At 36.5% G+C, this 17,980-nt stretch carries 19 protein-coding genes; 5 read left to right on the top strand and 14 right to left on the bottom strand.

Features of this window, described 5'->3' with window-relative positions; genetic code table 11:
- Nucleotide 1: 1 nt before the first annotated feature.
- A complete protein-coding gene (locus H7A25_00620) occupies nt 2-583 on the top strand; it encodes a hypothetical protein (GenBank protein MCP5498380.1) in 582 nt (193 codons plus the stop codon).
- A complete protein-coding gene (locus H7A25_00615) occupies nt 584-1,048 on the top strand; it encodes a hypothetical protein (GenBank protein ID MCP5498379.1) in 465 nt (154 codons plus the stop codon).
- On the opposite strand, the gene H7A25_00610 is transcribed toward H7A25_00615, so the two are convergent.
- Nucleotides 1,045-1,539 carry a hypothetical protein gene (locus tag H7A25_00610; GenBank protein MCP5498378.1) on the bottom strand — a complete coding sequence of 165 codons (495 nt, stop codon included), beginning with the start codon at nt 1,537-1,539 and terminating at the stop codon, nt 1,045-1,047. The genes H7A25_00615 and H7A25_00610 overlap by 4 nt on opposite strands.
- A gap of 147 nt (nt 1,540-1,686) precedes the next feature.
- On the opposite strand from H7A25_00610, the gene H7A25_00605 reads away from it, so the two are divergent.
- Together H7A25_00605 and pheS are read left to right on the top strand one after the other, a co-directional pair.
- Nucleotides 1,687-3,087, top strand: a complete 1,401-nt coding sequence (locus tag H7A25_00605; protein MCP5498377.1) for a UDP-N-acetylmuramate--alanine ligase — start codon at nt 1,687-1,689, stop codon at nt 3,085-3,087.
- Nucleotides 3,074-4,102, top strand: coding sequence for a phenylalanine--tRNA ligase subunit alpha (gene pheS, locus H7A25_00600; GenBank protein ID MCP5498376.1), 1,029 nt, complete (start codon nt 3,074-3,076; stop codon nt 4,100-4,102). Before H7A25_00605 ends, pheS begins: the two co-directional genes overlap by 14 nt.
- A gap of 56 nt (nt 4,103-4,158) precedes the next feature.
- On the opposite strand, the gene H7A25_00595 is transcribed toward pheS, so the two are convergent.
- From H7A25_00595 to H7A25_00575, 5 genes are all read right to left on the bottom strand, one after another.
- The gene (locus tag H7A25_00595) at nt 4,159-4,392 is read right to left on the bottom strand and encodes a hypothetical protein (GenBank protein MCP5498375.1); all 234 of its coding nucleotides are present in this window, start codon (nt 4,390-4,392) and stop codon (nt 4,159-4,161) included.
- Nucleotides 4,382-4,789 (bottom strand): hypothetical protein, encoded by a 408-nt coding sequence (locus tag H7A25_00590; protein MCP5498374.1) that lies wholly within the window; start codon nt 4,787-4,789, stop codon nt 4,382-4,384. The genes H7A25_00595 and H7A25_00590 overlap by 11 nt, the downstream gene beginning before the upstream one ends.
- Nucleotides 4,790-4,799: 10 nt before the next feature.
- On the bottom strand, nt 4,800-4,964 hold the full coding sequence (locus H7A25_00585) for a hypothetical protein (protein ID MCP5498373.1): 165 nt from the start codon (nt 4,962-4,964) through the stop codon (nt 4,800-4,802).
- Nucleotides 4,965-5,050: 86 nt separating this feature from the next.
- Nucleotides 5,051-5,818: an ABC transporter permease gene (locus H7A25_00580; protein MCP5498372.1), complete on the bottom strand. Its 768-nt coding sequence runs from the start codon at nt 5,816-5,818 to the stop codon at nt 5,051-5,053.
- Nucleotides 5,819-5,821: 3 nt separating this feature from the next.
- Nucleotides 5,822-6,742: an ABC transporter ATP-binding protein gene (locus H7A25_00575; protein MCP5498371.1), complete on the bottom strand. Its 921-nt coding sequence runs from the start codon at nt 6,740-6,742 to the stop codon at nt 5,822-5,824.
- A gap of 33 nt (nt 6,743-6,775) precedes the next feature.
- Between H7A25_00575 and H7A25_00570 the strand changes: the two genes are divergently transcribed.
- Nucleotides 6,776-7,657, top strand: a complete 882-nt coding sequence (locus tag H7A25_00570; GenBank protein MCP5498370.1) for a class II glutamine amidotransferase — start codon at nt 6,776-6,778, stop codon at nt 7,655-7,657.
- 216 nt (nt 7,658-7,873) lie between these two features.
- Here the strand turns inward: H7A25_00570 and H7A25_00565 are convergent, their stop codons facing one another.
- The 8 genes from H7A25_00565 to H7A25_00530 form a co-directional block, all read right to left on the bottom strand.
- Nucleotides 7,874-9,952 (bottom strand): ATP-dependent helicase, encoded by a 2,079-nt coding sequence (locus H7A25_00565; protein ID MCP5498369.1) that lies wholly within the window; start codon nt 9,950-9,952, stop codon nt 7,874-7,876.
- 12 nt (nt 9,953-9,964) lie between these two features.
- Nucleotides 9,965-10,183: a hypothetical protein gene (locus H7A25_00560; protein ID MCP5498368.1), complete on the bottom strand. Its 219-nt coding sequence runs from the start codon at nt 10,181-10,183 to the stop codon at nt 9,965-9,967.
- Nucleotides 10,180-10,620 (bottom strand): PIN domain protein, encoded by a 441-nt coding sequence (locus tag H7A25_00555; protein MCP5498367.1) that lies wholly within the window; start codon nt 10,618-10,620, stop codon nt 10,180-10,182. Before H7A25_00555 ends, H7A25_00560 begins: the two co-directional genes overlap by 4 nt.
- Nucleotides 10,621-10,626: 6 nt before the next feature.
- A complete protein-coding gene (locus H7A25_00550; protein ID MCP5498366.1) occupies nt 10,627-13,392 on the bottom strand; it encodes a site-specific DNA-methyltransferase in 2,766 nt (921 codons plus the stop codon).
- An 11-nt stretch (nt 13,393-13,403) separates the two neighbouring features.
- On the bottom strand, nt 13,404-13,814 hold the full coding sequence (locus tag H7A25_00545; protein ID MCP5498365.1) for a HEPN domain-containing protein: 411 nt from the start codon (nt 13,812-13,814) through the stop codon (nt 13,404-13,406).
- Entirely contained in the window at nt 13,793-14,182 is a 390-nt protein-coding gene (locus H7A25_00540) for a nucleotidyltransferase domain-containing protein (GenBank protein ID MCP5498364.1), read from the bottom strand. The genes H7A25_00545 and H7A25_00540 overlap by 22 nt, the downstream gene beginning before the upstream one ends.
- A gap of 45 nt (nt 14,183-14,227) precedes the next feature.
- Nucleotides 14,228-17,227 (bottom strand): DEAD/DEAH box helicase family protein, encoded by a 3,000-nt coding sequence (locus H7A25_00535; GenBank protein ID MCP5498363.1) that lies wholly within the window; start codon nt 17,225-17,227, stop codon nt 14,228-14,230.
- An 80-nt stretch (nt 17,228-17,307) separates the two neighbouring features.
- Nucleotides 17,308-17,961 (bottom strand): class I SAM-dependent methyltransferase, encoded by a 654-nt coding sequence (locus H7A25_00530; GenBank protein MCP5498362.1) that lies wholly within the window; start codon nt 17,959-17,961, stop codon nt 17,308-17,310.
- Nucleotides 17,962-17,980: the final 19 nt, after the last annotated feature.

Below are 17,980 nucleotides of genomic sequence, written 5' to 3'. Positions count from 1 at the left end.
TATGGCATCAGATAAAAAAATGAAAGAAGTTCTGGAAGATCTATTCTATCTTCTTGAATCAGAAAATTTAGATTATGAATATGGAATCATAAAAGATTTTGCTCTTTTAAGAGGTTTGAGCGATGAAATGGCATCACAGGTAGCCTCGGTTATCATGGAGGATGCAGGTGAGGAATATGACCCGGAAGAAAATACCAGTAGAGTTATCATTTTTAAAAAGAAGTATAAACTGGATAAATATAGTCTCTGGGATAAGGAGTTAAACGAGTCCGCCTTTGACTTTTATGAAGAATACAGAATTTATCCCAACATTTTAACTGCTAATAAGTTCACACTGAATAAGATAGATCTTATGGCCAACCAGGGAAGTCATAAGGAAAACATTAAATCTCCGGAAATGGAGTCTCCAGAAGAAAACGAGTTTGCCGTGCTGGGTGCCTTTGCAACCGATGATTTTCAAATAGGTTTTTACCTGGATGAAGACTTGAAAGACAAAGAATATATTCTCATTTTTGATTCCGAACCCGGCCCTGAGGACGGAGAAGAAATTGAGGAAAAAAATCTAAAAAGAAGAGTGGCATAAATGGATTATTTGGTACCATACAAAAAACTAAATTATACAACTTCAAAAAGTAAAGAAGAAATTCTCTCTCATATACAGGAGAACACAGGTCAATCGTCCTGGAGTTTATCTTTTTTTGCAAAAGAAATGTTCTCAGGGACAATTACTTCAGATGGATTTAAAATATTTAAAAATATTAAATATCGTAATAGCTTCAATCCTGTCATTGAGGGTAAGATACAAACGGGTTATAAAGGAACCGAAGTAGAGATTGTACTTCGTTTGCATACATTTGTGATGGTTTTTATGGGAACGTGGTTAAGTTTCTCTATATTATTTCCTCCTTTTTTGCTATTTGGTTTTTTCTTAGTGAGGTGGGGGTTTAAAAAAGAAGCTGAGGAAATTAAAACCTATTTTGATAACTTCTTTAATTCCGGTATAGAAAAAAAAGAAACCGAAGAAGAAGACCCCTTTTCCAGGTTTTAAAGGAAGAATTTTAAATTATCCCGGTTTGCATTTTCTGCGTATGAAATGATTTTTTTAGAATATCTTCCAATGTCTATAATTTCGGATGTCTTTTGATTCATGAAATCTTGATTAATAAGATTGTTATAATAAAGTATTTTAGGAATTAAAAGAGCCGATGTATAAGGTATTCGTTTATCACGGCAGTAGCGGGCTCCCTTGAAATCGTCAAGCAGGACAAAGTCTCCTCTGCCTTCCTGATAAGCCTGTATAATGCTGGCCTCTCCTGTATGCAGGAAACTGAACTCATTATCATTCAAAGGTTTTACTTTAACTATAGAAAAGCTATTTTCTTTTTCTTCTTTAAAGAACTCGTACCCGTAATATCCTTCCTGCTGAAGTTCGAAGTATACTTCTTCGGTAAAGCATACCTCAAAGTACCCGGCAAATAGAATGAATAGTTCAGTTCTATACAAAAGCAGGGCAGATGATGTATCACAGAGAACCTTCATTGTCTATTCCGCGAAAAACTAAAAAAAAGCTTGTACTACAATAGGGGTCAATTTGAAAAATTCTGTCAAGCAGAAGGAGTATTTTCTCCTTGACCCCTTTATATACTGCAAGACATGTATTTGAGAAGGGGTTCGGAAAGCATCAGTATGAAAATCTATTTAATTGGAATCGGTGGTATTGCAATGGGGAATCTGGCCTATATGCTGAAGAAAAAAGGCCATAAAGTAAAAGGCTCTGATATGAATGTTTATCCTCCCATGTCAGATAAACTTAGTGATTGGAAGATTCCGGTAGATATTGGTTTTGAAGTAAATGAAAATTTGCTTGAAGCAGATATTGTGATTATTGGAAATGCCGTGTCAAGAGGAAACCCGCAGGTGGAAGCTACCTTAAATTCAGGAAAGGAATACATGAGTATGCCGCAGGCTATAAGTCACTTTTTTCTGAAAGGAAAAAAAGTAATTGTTGTTGCGGGAACTCACGGAAAAACCACTACTACATTCTTAATTCACCATATTCTAACAGAAGCAGGTTTAAAACCGGGCCTATTCGTAGGAGGAATACGAAAAGATGGACATGCTGGTTTTGAAATTGCCGACGGAGACTATTTTGTGATTGAAGGTGATGAATACGATTCGGCGTTCTTTGATAAAGGTTCTAAGTTTTTACACTATAGGCCTTATTATCTTGTCCTTACTTCATTAGATTTTGATCATGCAGATATTTTTCCTGACCTCGACGCTATTAAGGTAATGTTTCGGAGATTAGTTCATTTAGTTCCTTCTCACGGGAAAATTTTCTACTGGCAGGGCTCCAAAGAATTGCAGGAAATATGTGAGCATTTTCAACATGCTCCTATCTGCGCTTACGAATTAGCGAAACCGCTTTCTTTACTTGAAGTTAAGCGGGGAAGGGCACAGAGAAAGGATAAGCATTCCGAAATTCATACCAGGTTGATAGGAGAACATAATTATAGGAATATGGAAGTAGCTTTAAATGTGGCTATGGAAATTTTACCTTCTAAAATAGATTCCCATATTTCTGCCTTAGAAAGTTTTCCGGGTGTGAAAAGAAGACAGGATATTTTGTATGAAGACTCGAAACGTGTTCTGATAGAAGATTTTGCTCACCACCCTGTAGCAGTAAGGGAAACGATAAAAGCCGTGAAAGAAGCCTATCGGGGGTTTAAAATTATCAGCTTATTTGAACCGAGAAGTGCAACTTCCCATCGGAATGTTTTTCAAAATGAGTATGCGGAATGCTTTGAAGGTTCGGATGAAGTTTTTATAACAGAAGTATTTAATATAAATAAGGTTCCGAGGAATATGCGTCTCGATGTAAAAAAAATCACTAAAGCTATAAAACGAAATAGTAACATACCGGCTCATTATTGCGAAGAACCCACTTCACTCCTTGAAAAATTAAAAAAAATACTACCCGAATACAGCCGATCTAAAATTGTAATCCTTGTAATGTCCAACGGTTCTTTCGGTGGCATTTACAAGCCAATACTGGAACTTTTACAGAATAACCATGAATCTACTTGATGAAATAGAAAGCGTTTATCTCGAAGCCAAAAGGGTTTTACCCGGTGCTACAAGTGTAGAAGAATTAGATTTATTAAAAAATAATTTTATCGGGAAAAAAGGGAGTCTGACTTCCGTCCTAAAAAAACTTGGCTCTTTAACTGTGGAAGAAAAGAAAACGACAGGTAGTAAAGCCAATCAAATTTCTTCTGCGATTGAAGAACTTGTTTTCGAGATTCGGGAGCGCATTAAACGTGATTTGATAGAAAGACAGGTTTCTACCGAAAAGATGGATGTTTTTCGTCCTCTTCTTCCCAAAAATCCGGGCAGCCTGCATCCTATTACGAAAATCCGAACGGAAATCGAGGATATATTTGTATCCATGGGTTTTTCTGTAATGGATGGACCGGAAGTAGAAACAGACTATAATAACTTTGAAGCTCTAAATTTTACAGCCGACCACCCGGCAAGAGATATGCAGGATACGTTTTATACCGAAGATGGAAACTTGCTGCGAACTCATACTTCGGCCATACAGGTAAGAACTCTACGCGAACTCAAACCACCTTTTAAAATTATTGCACCGGGCCGGGTATTTCGTTACGAAGAGGTAGATGCTTCTCATGAAAATACCTTTTACCAGGTAGAGGGTATGGTTGTAGGAAAAGATATCTCCATCTCTCATTTAAAATATACTATGAATGTTCTTCTTACCCGAATTTTTCAAAAGGAAGTGAAAGTTCGTCTTCGCCCCGGTTATTTTCCTTTTGTAGAACCCGGTTTTGAACTGGATATTTCCTGTATGGTTTGTAACGGAAAAGGTTGCTCGGTTTGCAAACAGTCCGGCTGGTTGGAACTTTTACCCTGCGGATTAATACATCCCAATGTTTTGAAGTTTGCAGGTCTGGATACGAAGGAATGGACAGGCTTTGCTTTTGGCCTGGGTCTGGATAGACTTGTAATGATGCGCTATTCGATTCATGACATACGATATTTCCATTCCGGAAATCTTCGTTTTCTGGAACAATTTAATTAATATCTATCGGGAAAGGTTTGGTTTGCCGGAGTACAAGCCAAACCTTTTTTATAAACCTACAAACCCTTTTTTAAATAGTGTTCTCTTAAAATATGAACTACCTGGTGAGGAACGGTTCTGTCATCTCTTTCCGCGTCTTTTTCCAGTTGTTCCAGTACCTCTTCCGGGAAAGAAATAAAATAGGAACCCGAAGCAGGGCCTCCTTCTCCCCTCGATTCTTTAAAATACATCCAAACACCAAAGAAAAAAAGACCCAGTACTATCAAACCTATTACTACATTAAGCGCCATCTTGTAATCCTTTAATCATTTTATCAAATTCTTCCATGAACGCCAGCATTTCAGGAGTTAATTGTGCTTTCTGATTTCTGGGTTCATATTTACTTACAGCTTCCAATTTATTGGTTAATTTAGCTTTTTCAACACCGAGTTCCTTACCAACTTGAGGAACAAATTCATTATGAGTTTGCAAATGAGCCGGGAGGGGATGTTTTTGCGTGATCACCTTCATATTTAAAATAGGAGGAAGGTTTTCTTTTTTGCGGGCTTCTTCTTTCTTCTTTTCTTCCTTTTTTCGTTCTTTTTCCGCCTCTAATTCTTCGGCTACCTTTTTGGGTTTGAAAAATAAATACAGCATAACTGCAAGGATAATGGTATAAAGTATCGTTTGCAAAATCATGACTAACATAAGTATACTCCTATTCCTTTTTTAACGCTTTTATGAACAGAAAAATAGCTATAAAAAACGCGATGATTCCGTATTTTAAGCGCGACCAATCCCCTTCCGTATTTATTATATAAATTGAATAAATAAAAAGTCCCGATAATAAAACGGAAAGAAACGCATAGTACCATCGTATCATAATTCAAGAAAGAAAGCATTTCCTTTTCCTGTCAAGAAACAGGAAAAGTTCAGAGTGTTTTTTTGGATAATTTGGAATTTAGACTCTTAGGAGCGTATTCCGAAGCCTTTTGTAATAAGCTGAACATTGAAGATAAATAACACAAAAGACATCAGCAGAATAATGAAAAATGAGGTTCCTATATCAATATCACTTACACCCAAAAAGCCATAACGAAAGGCATTCACCATGTACAGAATCGGGTTAAACCTGGAAACAGACTGCCAGAATTCCGGTAACATTTTGATAGAATAAAAAACCCCTCCGAGATAGGTAAGTGGTGTCAGGATGAAAGTCGGAATAATCGTTATATCATCAAACTTTTTAGCAAATAAAGCATTCGAAAAACCTGCGAGGGAAAAGAGCATGGAAGTTAGGATAATAATACTCAGGATAATCCAAATATTATAAACCTGTAAATTACAAAAAAACATAGACACAAGAATAACCAGTAGACCCACAAATACTCCCCGAAAAACCCCTCCGCTCATATATCCGAGCACAATGGTTAAAGCCGAGGTAGGAGAAACCATTAACTCTTCTATATTTCTCTGGAATTTTGCCATAAAAAAAGATGATACCACATTGTTATAGGAGTTTGTTATCACGCTCATCATGATAAGCCCCGGAACAATAAAGTCCATATAAGTAAAATTACCAACATTGCCAATTTGTCTTCCGACTAATTTTCCAAAAATTAAAAAATACAAAGTCATAGTAATTACAGGAGGGATAAGGGTCTGCATCCAGATACGGGTGATGCGACGTATTTCTTTCCGGATGATTGTGCTATAGGCAACAAATTCTTCTTGCATCTTTTATTTTCCTTTTTCCACCATTCTCAAGAAAAATTCTTCAAGACGGTTTGATTTATTTTTCATGCTATTCACCAGGATTCGATGGGTTTTAAATTCCTCAAAGACCGAACTCAAGTTAGATTGATTTCTGTGAATTCGTATTTCTAAAGTCTTTTCCTCTAATAAGGTGGCTTCAAAATTTTTGAATTCCGGAAGAGAAGAAAGGGGTTCCTGCAAATCAAAAATAAAAGACTCCACATCAAGTTTTCGCAACAAATCTTTCATGTTATTTTTCTCAACAATTAAACCCTTATCAATAATCGCGATGTTACGACAGAGGTTTTCTGCTTCCTCAAGATAATGGGTGGTAAGAATAATAGTTGTGCCACCGGTATTCAACTTTATTAAAAAATCCCACATAGATCTTCGTAGTTCTATGTCTACTCCGGCGGTAGGTTCATCGAGTATGAGTAAATCCGGTTTATGTATAAGTCCCCTTGCAATCATTAAGCGTCGTTTCATACCACCCGAAAGCATTCTGGCCTGATCCTTTCGTTTATCAATTAATCCTAGGGATTCTAAAAGTTCTTCGGTTCTTTCTTTTGCCAGTTTTCTCGGTATTCCGTAGTAGCCGGCCTGGTTAATGACAATCGCTTCTACGTTTTCAAAAATTCCAAAATTAAATTCCTGTGGAACGACTCCCACTCTTTGCTTGGCACCTTTCAGATCCTTATCGATATCATGTCCGAAAATTTCCACTGTCCCGGAGGTTTTATTCACTAGAGAAATCAATATTCCGATTAGAGTGGATTTGCCGGCACCGTTCGGTCCCAGAAGGGCAAAAAAATCTCCAGTTTCCACTTCAATATCCACACCTTTTAGGGCCTCGAGCCCATTCGCATAGGTTTTCTTTAATGCCTTAATTGATACTGCTTTCATAATGGGTATATTGTATAAAGATTGGAGGTCTAAAGAATGATCAATATTTTAATTACAGTTTTTCTTGTCTTTCTGAGTTTTGAAACAGGACAGGCCTGTGAGTTAATGGGTTTCTCCTTTGATAGAAAAATTCCGGCTAATAATATCTTTCAAAGTTTTCGTTTTAGGGATAAAAATAATCCGGATGGTTGGGGAGTAGCCTACTATCCTGATAAGGCTTTGCAGGTGTTTAAGGAACCGAAAAGTGCCAGTCAGAGTGAATTTGCTGAATTTTTAAGAAGTTATAAGGACTTACGTTCTAAGATTTTTTTGTCTCATGTAAGAAAGAGTTCTGTTGGAGGAGTGGCTCATAAAAACACACATCCCTTTTTTCGAGCTCAGAACGGCAAACGATATGCTTTAATTCACAATGGAAACCTCTGGGATTTTAAAGAGAAACTTCCCCTGCAAGTGTATAAACCCATTGGAAAAACTGACAGCGAACATATGTTTTTATATCTTCTCGAACGTATAAAAGAGAGAAATATTCAGGATTGGACTCAGGAAGATTTCAACTGGGTATATTCTGAATTTCTAAAAATCAATGAACTCGGCCTTCTGAATGTACTTTTTACAAATGGAAAGCTTCTTTTTGTATATCACGATAAAGATGATTTTAGCAGTTTATACTATATCAAACGTAAAGGACCTTTTCGAAATGTATATTACAGAGAACTAAAAAAGGATATAGAACAGCATAAAATTTATGAACCTTCCACTAAAGGTTATATTGTTGCCACAACTCCTCTGACTCTTGAAAATTGGGCTGAAATGAATCCGGGAGAATTGCTTGTATTTAAAAAGGGAGAAATTATATTCCAAAAAAAAGGAGATTCTTTTACCCGTAAAAGTCGCCTGTATGATTGGATTTATGAATAAATGATGTGACCTTCATCTTGTTGCTTAATGTTTAGTAATAACATGGAACTATCAGATGATAACTTGACTTGCACAGCTGAGCAGTTATCTTTTTTGTATAAGTATTTTTTAGATGATTTTATTATTTGATAGTTCCAGTAGCTATATTTATTTTAACTCAAGTGCTAAAAGTCCATCATAATTGGAATATTAGAATAAATATAGGGATTAGTAGTTTCATATGCTTGTTTCTTTTAGATCATCTAAAAATTCGGATTCAGGACTTACAGCTGTAATTAGCAAAAAATCCCTCGCTCGTGTAATAGCCACATAAAGAAGGTGTCTTTCTGTATTATAAATTTCTTCTAACTCTACATCATCTGCTGCATTTTCAATTCTATCAGCAAGGGGAATTACTTCATCTTCACAGGCCATAAGAATAACATTTTTAAATTCAAGTCCTTTTGCCAGATGCATAGTTGATAATGAAATATAACCACCAGTTGTTTCCACTTTTTTAGTAAGAATTTTAAACTTTAATCCTTCTTTTTCGAGAGCAGAGGAGGCACGTTCTAACTCTTTTTCTGTTCTAACAAAGATTCCTATCTCTTCCGGGTTTAAGCCTTTTTTTAAGGTATCTTTTATCCAGTCAGTAACATAGCTTTGTTCTTCTTTCTTAGAATCAAAAATTTTTATTTCCGGGTAGGGACCATTAAATAATGAAACAGTTCCTATTCTTTTTTCAACATTTCCATCAACATCTGAGATCTCATTCCCTAAAAGTCTATCTGCTTGATTTCGGATCTGGTGTGATGTGCGGTAATTGATCTTTAAATTTTTCGATCTACCTATAATATCCACACCACAGGACTTCCAGGAAAAAGGTTGTCCGAATATTCTTTGACCTAAATCTCCGGCAAAAAATAAACTATCCTGTTGTTCTCTCACCATAGAAGCTAAAAACTTCAATTCCATTGGATGAATATCCTGTGCTTCATCTACAATAATATGGTGGTATGGAGGATTATTTACTTCTTCCATCTTAAGGCTGAGTTGATAGAATAACTCTGCACTAGTAAGAAGTTTTTTTTCTTTTATTGCTTTTCGAGTTCTTTGAAAAATTTGCCATAACATTTTTCTTTTTATTTCCGGTAGCCTTGTTTTTTTACCGAGTCTTTTAAATTGTAAATATACATCTTCTTCTTTGATTTGCCAGGCATCTATAATTTCTTTCCATTCAGAATATAAAAATCGCAAACTAAATTTTGCTTCTTTTATTTCTATGGATATTTTATTCAATATTTCTTTTTCTTCTTCTGGTTTAATAATTTTGTAACTTCCAAAATGTATTTTGTAAAATCTCAAACCTACATTCCCTATCGATTCTACATCGATTCGGTCACCTAATTTTGGTTGGTTATGAAGCAGTTGTCGTAGTTTTCTCTTTAGAATATTAGCAAGAGGATCGGAAAAAGTAGTTAATAAAACTCTCACATTTTCATTCTTTTTTAAAAGACTTACAGCTCTATGTAATGCAACAATAGTCTTGCCGGTTCCGGCACTACCCGATACTCTTGCCGGTCCGTTAAACTCTTTTTCTACAATTTCTTTTTGTGTGGGATGCAGGTAAACTGCCCATTTTTCCCAGGGGTATTCCAATGCGATCGCAAGATCCTCAGAGTTTTGCATAACTCTAAATCTTCGCTGTGCATCCGGGTGCTTGAATGGATTGGCATCTTTTTCTATTATAGATAGTTTTTCCGGCTTAGAGCCTGTAGCTAATTCTAAAAGTGCCTCTCCGGCTTCCTGCGGTAAATGCTCTATCAGATCAAATATACTATCTTCATTTACCTGTTTTACATCATCTAACCATTCTTCAGGAACACCATAACTTAAAAGCTCTTCTTTGCTAAAGGATGAAAACAAAGGAGGTAACTCTTTTTTTACTTTTACTTCGGTATATTTGGGAACAGTAATTTCTTTTACTGTTTCTCGAATAGTAACCAGTTGAGCAGCACCGGTTTTGGGATGGACTTCTAATTTTCTTTTTTCTGCCCAGCTATAGGCTTTATCATGATGGTCAACATAACAAAGAAGTAAACTGGCATTTGATTTATGCAAAATAATCCGAATATCTTTATTCACACGAATTGACCAAAAATTTGGATCTTTAGCTTTATCTATTCGATGAAACTGCATTCCGGGATTCGCTGGATTCATCTGCAAATCAAAAGCAGTCGTTTTGACCGCTTTTTGTTCATCATTATTTAACTTTCCTAAACTATTGGAGAAGGTATCTGATATTAGAAATTCCATTAGTTATCCTTATTATAATTCACCCTGGATTTTTCTAAAATCTACAGCAAACTTTCTGCCTTCATTTATGATTTCTTGAATACTCATGTCTTCAAATAAATCCTGTCTCCACTCAGTATAATCAAATTTTTCTTTATTAATTAAAGAAATAAATCTTTCTGCTTCTATCACATCCATATATTTAAACAAAACCTGAAATCCTTTTTGTTTTATTTCTGCATCAGTTCTCATAATTTTTCTCCTATTTCTATTATAAATTCTACTGGATTTAAAATTTTAATATCAGGAATATGGTTTTTCTTATTTATGATTCCTTTATCAGTTGTAATAAAAAACTCCACTCCTGTTTCGATAGCACATGCAAGATGGACTGAGTCCTTTTTTTTTATACCTGATTTTTCTATTTCTTGTGCAATTTTAGCAGTTTCTTTTGTTCCAACAAAATACTCTTCTGAGTATTTTTGAAAGCTAAAAATCTCATTTTTCTTATTCACATCAGTATTTTGAGAATTCTCATAATCCAGCATAAAAGACCAGATTAATTTTAATTTACCATTTTTTATCTTTTCCTGTATAACCAATTTAGCTTCACTTTCGATTCGTATTTTAAATTGACTCTGATCATCATAAGGTCGATTAAAACAACAATTATCTAAATAAATCCTCATTATTCCTCACACCTTTATCACTTTCATAACTTCATCACCCAGATGGTTGATAACTTTCACTGCAATCCTGCCGGTTTCCGGTTTAGCAAAAGGTCTGGATACATCACTATTGAGTGTTTCCCAGGCATCCGCATTAATTTCTGCTTTGAGAGTTGTCTTTAGAGATTTATATGGATCACTGGCTCCTAAGAAATAGGCATGGCGTACAAAGAAACTCTCTTCGTTATAATCAGTATCAATGAACCAGCAGGCAATGCCATCGGTATTATCACTTCTCACCTCACCGGTTGTCGGGTCAAACACATCCACTCCTTTGACTTTTACCTGATATGTTTTATCCTTATTTTTTATGAGTTCTATATCCGGTTCTCCAAAAATTACAAACAAGTTTCCTTTGCCGGTATTTTTAAGATCCTCTGCCATGTGAAGGTCGGCATTCATACGGGCTTTTAATACCGGTAGTCTTCCGAGTTTGTCAAATTCAGAGGAATGGGCATCGTAATTAAAAGCACAGGTGATAAGTGTATCAAAATCAGCATCTCCTGCTTCTCTCGCAGCAGCCGTTAAATCCGGTTTGGTAACCGTGCCAAATTCAGGTCCAATAAAAATCCCCGCTCGTTTTATATTACCGGTTTCTTCTTCTACATATTTTCCTTCTGCACAAATATAGTGCCCCGGCCAGGGTTTTAAAGATTCAAACTCAATTTTATCCTGCTTATGTGCCTGCTGCACACCGGAGGTTAAAAGGTTATCCAGTATCATTTTGACAAAGCTTTCTTCATCCTTTGCTTCTCTTTTCTGGGGATCAAGCATTTCCTCATTTTCATCCACACCTAGTATGCGATGGGGAGAAAGGCTTTCCACAGTAAAAGGTCCTGCTACACGAACTTTCTTTTTATCTTCATAGGGTCTGTCGTAAAGATACTCATAATCGGCTTTTGCAGCAATAGAGGCATCGATTTCTTTTTGCCGTTTTATCCTTGCATCCCACCATTTTTTGTGCAAAGCCTTCGCTTCTTTTGACCACTTATCCTCAACCTCTCTGGGAATTTCCCACTCTTCCCATTTCTTCTTGAGAGCTTTATTCAATTCTTTTCGCAGTGGCTCCAGAGTTTCCTGATACTTATCCCAGATAACGTCAATTTCAGCGTTATTGGCAATGGATTTTAAAGTAATATGAGGAACTCTTTCGTAAACAAACCCCTGATTGATTTTGCCATAGGTAGGATGACTTGAAGGCTCGGTTCGAGAAATCTCCGCTTCTTTTAATTGGCCTTCTTTAGAATCACTTAGCAAATAAAATGGATACTTAGCCCCCATAATCCTTGCCCGTGCCAGAGCTAATGCCACCCTTGATGTATCAATCGTAATCCACCGCCGCCCCCATTGCTCTGCAACATAAGCTGTTGTGCCGGAACCACAGGTAGGATCGAGAACAATGTCTCCAGGGTCAGTTGACATGAGAATGCATCGTTGAATAACTGTTTCACTAGTTTCTACTACATAACTTTTATTCTGTGCCGGTGCAGTATCTCTCCAAGGATGAGTGATTTTTTTAAATTTGAAATCATCATGATAACTTATAAATCGAGGAAACTTACCTTCAACAAATAATCTTTCTGATTTTTTTAATCTGTCCATTTTTAATTTGCTTGTAATCCAACATCTACCACTTGTAGGATGATAGGACTTTCCTTCAAAATCAAACTCATATACACTTGTTTCTGAAAATGATGGAGCCCATTGTGATATTGTGCCAAATATTTTAGAATCTAATTCTATATTGTCAAAGTTACTTTTCTCATTAGTTTTTAATCTTCTCAACTCTCCAGTTTTAGTTTTAACTCCTGTCCACCTACCTTTTATATTAGGAACTGTAGGAGAATAAAGTTGATTATACTTAATAATATTTAAATTTTTAGAATACCATAATATATAATCAGCCATACTTTCTAAAGTCTTAGCCCCTAAAGGCATTAATTTTTTTCGAAAAGATATTTGAGCTACATAATTTTCATCACCAAATACTTCATCCAGTAAGGTTCTAATTCTATGGACGTTTTCGTCGCCAATTTGGACGAACACACTTCCCGACTCTGTTAATAAGTCACGGGCTACTGTGAGTCGGTCACGTAAGTAGGTCAGGTAAGAATGGATTCCGTCTTTCCATGTGTCGCGGAAGGCTTTGACCTGTTCCGGTTCGCGGGTTATGTGGTCCACTTTGCCATCTTTGACATCACGGTTTGTCGTTGACCACTGGAAATTGGAGTTAAATTTAATTCCGTAAGGAGGGTCGATGTAGATACATTGCACTTTGCCACGTAATCCTTCTCTCTCCGCAAGGGAAGCCATCACAGATAGGCTGTCTCCTAAAATCATTCGATTGGTCCAATTGGCATCGTGCTGGTAAAATTCGGTTTTGGCTCCCTCGGAAGGCAGTCCGTTGAAGTCTCCAAATAAATCCGGCTGTTCTTCGCTCTCTGTTTCTTTTGTTTTTTTCAAAAGGTCATCAATCAAAACTTTCGGATGGACTTTTTCTTGAATGTAAAGCGGTGGTGCCTGCACGATGAGATCCGACCAGTCCTGAGTGTCCTTTCCCCTCCAGACAAGCTGTGGATCCAGATCCCGGTTACGTCTTTCGTAAGCCACACGAATCGCTTCCTGTGCCTCCTTATCCATAATCGACTGGTATTCCGCTGTCGGAATGTTCCGCCGGGTTTCACTGCTATGAACTAAGGTTTCTAATTGTAGTTTTGACTTTTTGTTTTTCATGATGTAATGCCCTAATTAAAAAGATCGCTTTCGATAAAATTATTCTTCAAATATACACTCAAAGTTTTAAAAATCAGTTCTGCATTCTTTATATATTCTTTTGCATCATCTTTATCTATATCAGACACAATAGAATAATCACCTTCCTGCCTCGCATCAAATAACTCTTGTATCATTGAAGTATAATTTTTAGGAAAAACTCCTGTTTTTATAAATTCCTTGTTGAATGCTCCTACTGTTTGATTATGAGAAGAATATCTTAAATCTTTTGATTCAAGAACCGCTGCGATTAAATGATATACTGCGTAATAAGCACGAGAAGTAGCATCAACATATTTCTTATTTTTATAATCAATTCTGGCTGTTTCTAATTTTGAAAATCCTTTTGCTATCATTAATTTTAATATTTCTCGTTTGTCCAAACCAGTATACCATCCTGTAAAATATTTTTTCCTATAGGAAAGTTTTTTCTAATATCCCAATCTTTCTTTTGCCAGACAAGAGAAGAAACAAGTCTGTCAAACTCATCCAATGTTGCCACCTCAACATCTATAATTTTCTTCTTAAGGGATTTATTTTTTTCTTTTAATAAAATTAGAAAATCATAATCAGAGAATTCTTTAGCATCCCCTCTTGCCCGCGAACCAAATAAAACAATAAATAACAATTTTTCCTTTAAACTATCCCTTACTTTTTCAGAAAAGAAAGTAATAATAGGATTCTTCGAGATAGATATTTGACTTTCCAAAACAGGCAATGCAAGCAGTTCTATTTTATTTAAGTCTTTCATTTCAATATCCTTTCTATAACCTTTATTAACCTTCCGAAACAATCACTAAAGTCCATCCACAACCTTTTTAAACTCTTCTTCCATGCTGAAATTATCACGAAATTCTGCAAAAGTCCATTTACCAAAAGAACCGAGGTGGTTGACTCCGGGAATCCAGTAGGTTTCGATAAAAGATTTTTTCTCCTTAGCGTCTTCTCTTCTGTATCCCTTGATTTCTACTACCAGATGAATAATTTCTCCTTTTTTGTTTTCTATAAGAACAATAAAATCCGGAAGATAGACTCTATTTTCAGAGCCGAAACGATAAGGAACTTCAAAACCCAAATTTTGATTCTTTACATAAGATATTACTTTAGGATGGGTTTCAGCGATACGACAAAATTCTCCTTCCCAATCACTATCCAGAACAACATAGTTTAAGTGGCATTTTCTGGCATCCGTTTCATAAAGGTCTTTCTTTGATGTATTAAAATTCACATAACGCGTAGAGCTTTTAGGATTATAAGGATCAAGAATTGCTTTAATTGGTTTTTTATCCAACATTTCTCTTGTAATAGCAGCGGTTATTTTTTCACAGGCAATATCCGCAATTTCCTGATATAAAAGCTGTGCCGGATACGTCCCACCTCTGCAAACCAGATATGTATCCAACCATTCTTTTGCGATACGCTTTAACTGGGTAAATAAATGCATCTTGGGTTCTTCATCCGGATCTCGCCAGTGATTAAATATTAAACGTCTTGCCAGGTAAAAAAGTACAGTAGAACGCCGGGTATCTTCCAAATGTTGCAAGCTGAGATCTACTCCTTCACCAATAATGCCTTGATTTTTTGTAATAGAAGGACCCACAAGTTCCGGAGTAATCTCCAAAACGGAATCTTCTGTAAACCTTGCTTTTAACCTTTCTTCCGGTAATTCTACACGATAACCACTGACTCTGGGAAACTCAATTGCAAGATGATTTCTATCGGGACTTACTGCATGAATGTGGGTTAACTTTACCGGAGGACGGGGTTTTACTACAACCGGCTCGGCAGTAAAGTCAAAAGGGATTCCCAGAATATCAGCATATTCAACATTAAATAAAAGATGCTCGTTCAAATCATAAGATTGCCTTCTTAAAGCACGACCTATAACTTGTTCACATAATAGCTGTGTTCCGAATGCCCGAACACCTAAAACGTGGGTAACTGTATTTGCATCCCATCCTTCCGTTAGCATAGAGACAGAAACAACACAGCGAATTGACTCACCGAGTCTTCCTACCTTTCCAACTGTATTCATCACTTCACGAAGTAAATCTTCATCTGTAATTTTTTCTGCGTTTTGACCTTCTCCCCTTTCCCGAATTTCCCTTCGAAAACGCTCGATTTCATCTTTAGCTGCTTCTCGAAAATTTTTATCAATCCCTTCACCAGATTCTAATTGTTCACTATCGATTAAAAGGGTTCTGGGTTTTTCTAATTGATTCCCATGTTCATCAAAGTTACGAAAGAGTTCCAGTCGCCCCTGATGAAAACCTTCTCCATCTTTTGTTTCCCTGTGAAACCCTGAAATAAAATCAAAAATTAACTTGGAAGTAGACGTATTATTGCAAACAACAATAAAACAGGGAGGAACCACTATCTTTTCACTTTCCCATAATTCAAAAGTTTTTTTATAATGACCATATAGAGCTTCCAGGGCCGTCTGTAATTCGACTGGCAAACTTAGAGGGTCGAGGTCATTTGCCTGACTTCTCCCTTTCTTGGGCATCTTCTTTTTAATATGCTCCCACAGGTTACGAAAACGTGGCATTTCCGAAGAGGAAATATTATCTGCGACAGGAACACGGGGTAACTTAACAATCCCGCATTCAATGGCATCCATAAGAGAAAAGTCACTCATTGTCCATGGAAAAAGAGTTCCTTCAACATAGCCGGAGCCACTCAAGAAAAATGGAGTTGCAGAAAGATCAACTACAGTCGAAACACCTAACTTTTCTTTGACCATCTCAATCCCGGAAATCCAGAGCCTTGCCGCTTCATTATTTTTTTCTGCTTCCCTCTTCTCGTCTCCTGAAAGTGTATCTTCTTCTTTTTCAGGCTTTTCCCTATAACAATGATGGGCCTCATCATTTAAAACCAGTATACTTCCTTTCCCCATCAAAGGACTCATTACTCTCTTTACCATCTGGCCGGGAGTTTCAATAGTCTGTAATTCTTCCCCTCTTCCTTGAAGAAGCGAACGTCCTCCACTGGAAATATCCAGAGTTTCTTTTAACTTAAAAGCATGGTAATTTGTGATGATAATTTTAGCTTTTTGTAAATCTAAAGCCATATCTATCGGTATCAACTCCCGACTCTGGTAATAGCTATCGGGGTCATTGGGCTGTAAAACCCTGAGTCTGTCTTTAATCGTAATGCCCGGAGTGATAATTAAGAATTTATTCGTAAAAAGTTTACTGTTTTGTCTTCTGACAGCATTGATAGTCTGCCAGATAATGATCATGGCCATAACTGTTGTCTTTCCAGCTCCGGTCGCTAATTTCAACGCAATACGGTAAAGCTGCGGATTCGCGTTCTGATTGGTAGTTTTTAAATGCTTTAAGAATTTTTTACCTACTTTTACTTTTGGAGCCACTTCTGTTAACCAGATGATTGTCTCCAGGGCTTCTATCTGACAGAAAAAAGGACGAATGCTATTAAACTTATGATTTCTCCAATGTTCTAAAAGCCGAATAGTTACCGGACTTACCATCCAGTCGTTCGGATTTTTTAGCTTCCTCCAGGAATCTATATAGCTTCTTAATTCATTGATGATTGTAGAAGTCGCTTCATATTGCTGTTCTTTGGTGGAAATTCCCAGGCCCTCATCAAAAACAAGCTCCTGCTCCTGTACATTTTTTTTCTTCCGTGGCTTCGGAATGGGGGTAATATATTTAGCCGACCTTCTTAATGGCAGGATTTTCTGGGTCGGCTGCCCCTCCTCATCCAATTCCCAGTGCTTAGATGGATATTCATAAGGAGAATTAAGAATTGGTTGTTCAAAAAATAAGTTACTCAAGTTTTCCATACCCCTCTTACAGAAAATAGCTAAAGACATAAGTTTGTCAATAGTTATATTTATCTGCGATAGAGGTATATTTACTTTAACTCAAGTGCTAAAAGTCCATCTCCATTGGTAAAAAGGCAACGTTTTAGAGAACTTTCCTTTACTAATTTCCAGAATTCGAGCATGGCCATGTCGGATAACTTCTCCGGATCCGGGTTCATCAATTTGGCGTGCCAGAGACTATTATCAAAAATCATAATAGAACCGGGTAGGAGTTTTTCTTGTAATAAATATAATAACTCCGGATAACAAATTTTATCACAGTCTATAAAAACCAGCTTATACTCATACAAATTTTCCCTGGCTTTGATATGATCCACTATCCATTCATTAACAAAACGTACGGACTCTCCTCCGGGAATCTGTGAAAGAAAATTTTTAGCTACTTCCGTATTCTTTTGATTTCTATCGATACTTGTTATTTGCAGTTTTTCTCCGCTTGCGAGAATCCAGGCGGTTGAATAGCCGATACCGGTTCCCAGTTCTAAAATAGTTTCCGGTTTATAATGGCCTACTAAGAAACTTAAAACCGAACCGGCAGAAGGAGAAAGGATGGGGATATAATTAGTTTCTGCATATACTTCCATTTCCTTCATTACAGGTAGAGGGCGTTCAATAAGTTCAGTATCAATAAACTTCTCGAAACCCTCCCTGTAAATACTTAAGGAGAACTTTTTATTTATCATTTGATTCCTAATTTCAGGA

The sequence above is a fragment of the Leptospiraceae bacterium genome (genome assembly GCA_024233835.1).
GTDB lineage: Bacteria > Spirochaetota > Leptospiria > Leptospirales > Leptospiraceae > JACKPC01.
Note: the sequence above shows the minus strand (reverse complement) of the source record. Positions and strands in the feature narration are given on the sequence as shown.

Coding starts and splice junctions, on each gene's coding strand:
- H7A25_00620 (MCP5498380.1), top strand. CDS start 2: ATGGCATCAGATAAAAAAATGAAAGAAGTTCTGGAAGATCTATTCTAT.
- H7A25_00615 (MCP5498379.1), top strand. CDS start 584: ATGGATTATTTGGTACCATACAAAAAACTAAATTATACAACTTCAAAA.
- H7A25_00610 (MCP5498378.1), bottom strand. CDS start 1,539: ATGAAGGTTCTCTGTGATACATCATCTGCCCTGCTTTTGTATAGAACT.
- H7A25_00605 (MCP5498377.1), top strand. CDS start 1,687: ATGAAAATCTATTTAATTGGAATCGGTGGTATTGCAATGGGGAATCTG.
- pheS (MCP5498376.1), top strand. CDS start 3,074: ATGAATCTACTTGATGAAATAGAAAGCGTTTATCTCGAAGCCAAAAGG.
- H7A25_00595 (MCP5498375.1), bottom strand. CDS start 4,392: ATGGCGCTTAATGTAGTAATAGGTTTGATAGTACTGGGTCTTTTTTTC.
- H7A25_00590 (MCP5498374.1), bottom strand. CDS start 4,789: ATGTTAGTCATGATTTTGCAAACGATACTTTATACCATTATCCTTGCA.
- H7A25_00585 (MCP5498373.1), bottom strand. CDS start 4,964: ATGATACGATGGTACTATGCGTTTCTTTCCGTTTTATTATCGGGACTT.
- H7A25_00580 (MCP5498372.1), bottom strand. CDS start 5,818: ATGCAAGAAGAATTTGTTGCCTATAGCACAATCATCCGGAAAGAAATA.
- H7A25_00570 (MCP5498370.1), top strand. CDS start 6,776: ATGATCAATATTTTAATTACAGTTTTTCTTGTCTTTCTGAGTTTTGAA.
- H7A25_00565 (MCP5498369.1), bottom strand. CDS start 9,952: ATGGAATTTCTAATATCAGATACCTTCTCCAATAGTTTAGGAAAGTTA.
- H7A25_00560 (MCP5498368.1), bottom strand. CDS start 10,183: ATGAGAACTGATGCAGAAATAAAACAAAAAGGATTTCAGGTTTTGTTT.
- H7A25_00555 (MCP5498367.1), bottom strand. CDS start 10,620: ATGAGGATTTATTTAGATAATTGTTGTTTTAATCGACCTTATGATGAT.
- H7A25_00550 (MCP5498366.1), bottom strand. CDS start 13,392: ATGAAAAACAAAAAGTCAAAACTACAATTAGAAACCTTAGTTCATAGC.
- H7A25_00540 (MCP5498364.1), bottom strand. CDS start 14,182: ATGAAAGACTTAAATAAAATAGAACTGCTTGCATTGCCTGTTTTGGAA.
- H7A25_00530 (MCP5498362.1), bottom strand. CDS start 17,961: ATGATAAATAAAAAGTTCTCCTTAAGTATTTACAGGGAGGGTTTCGAG.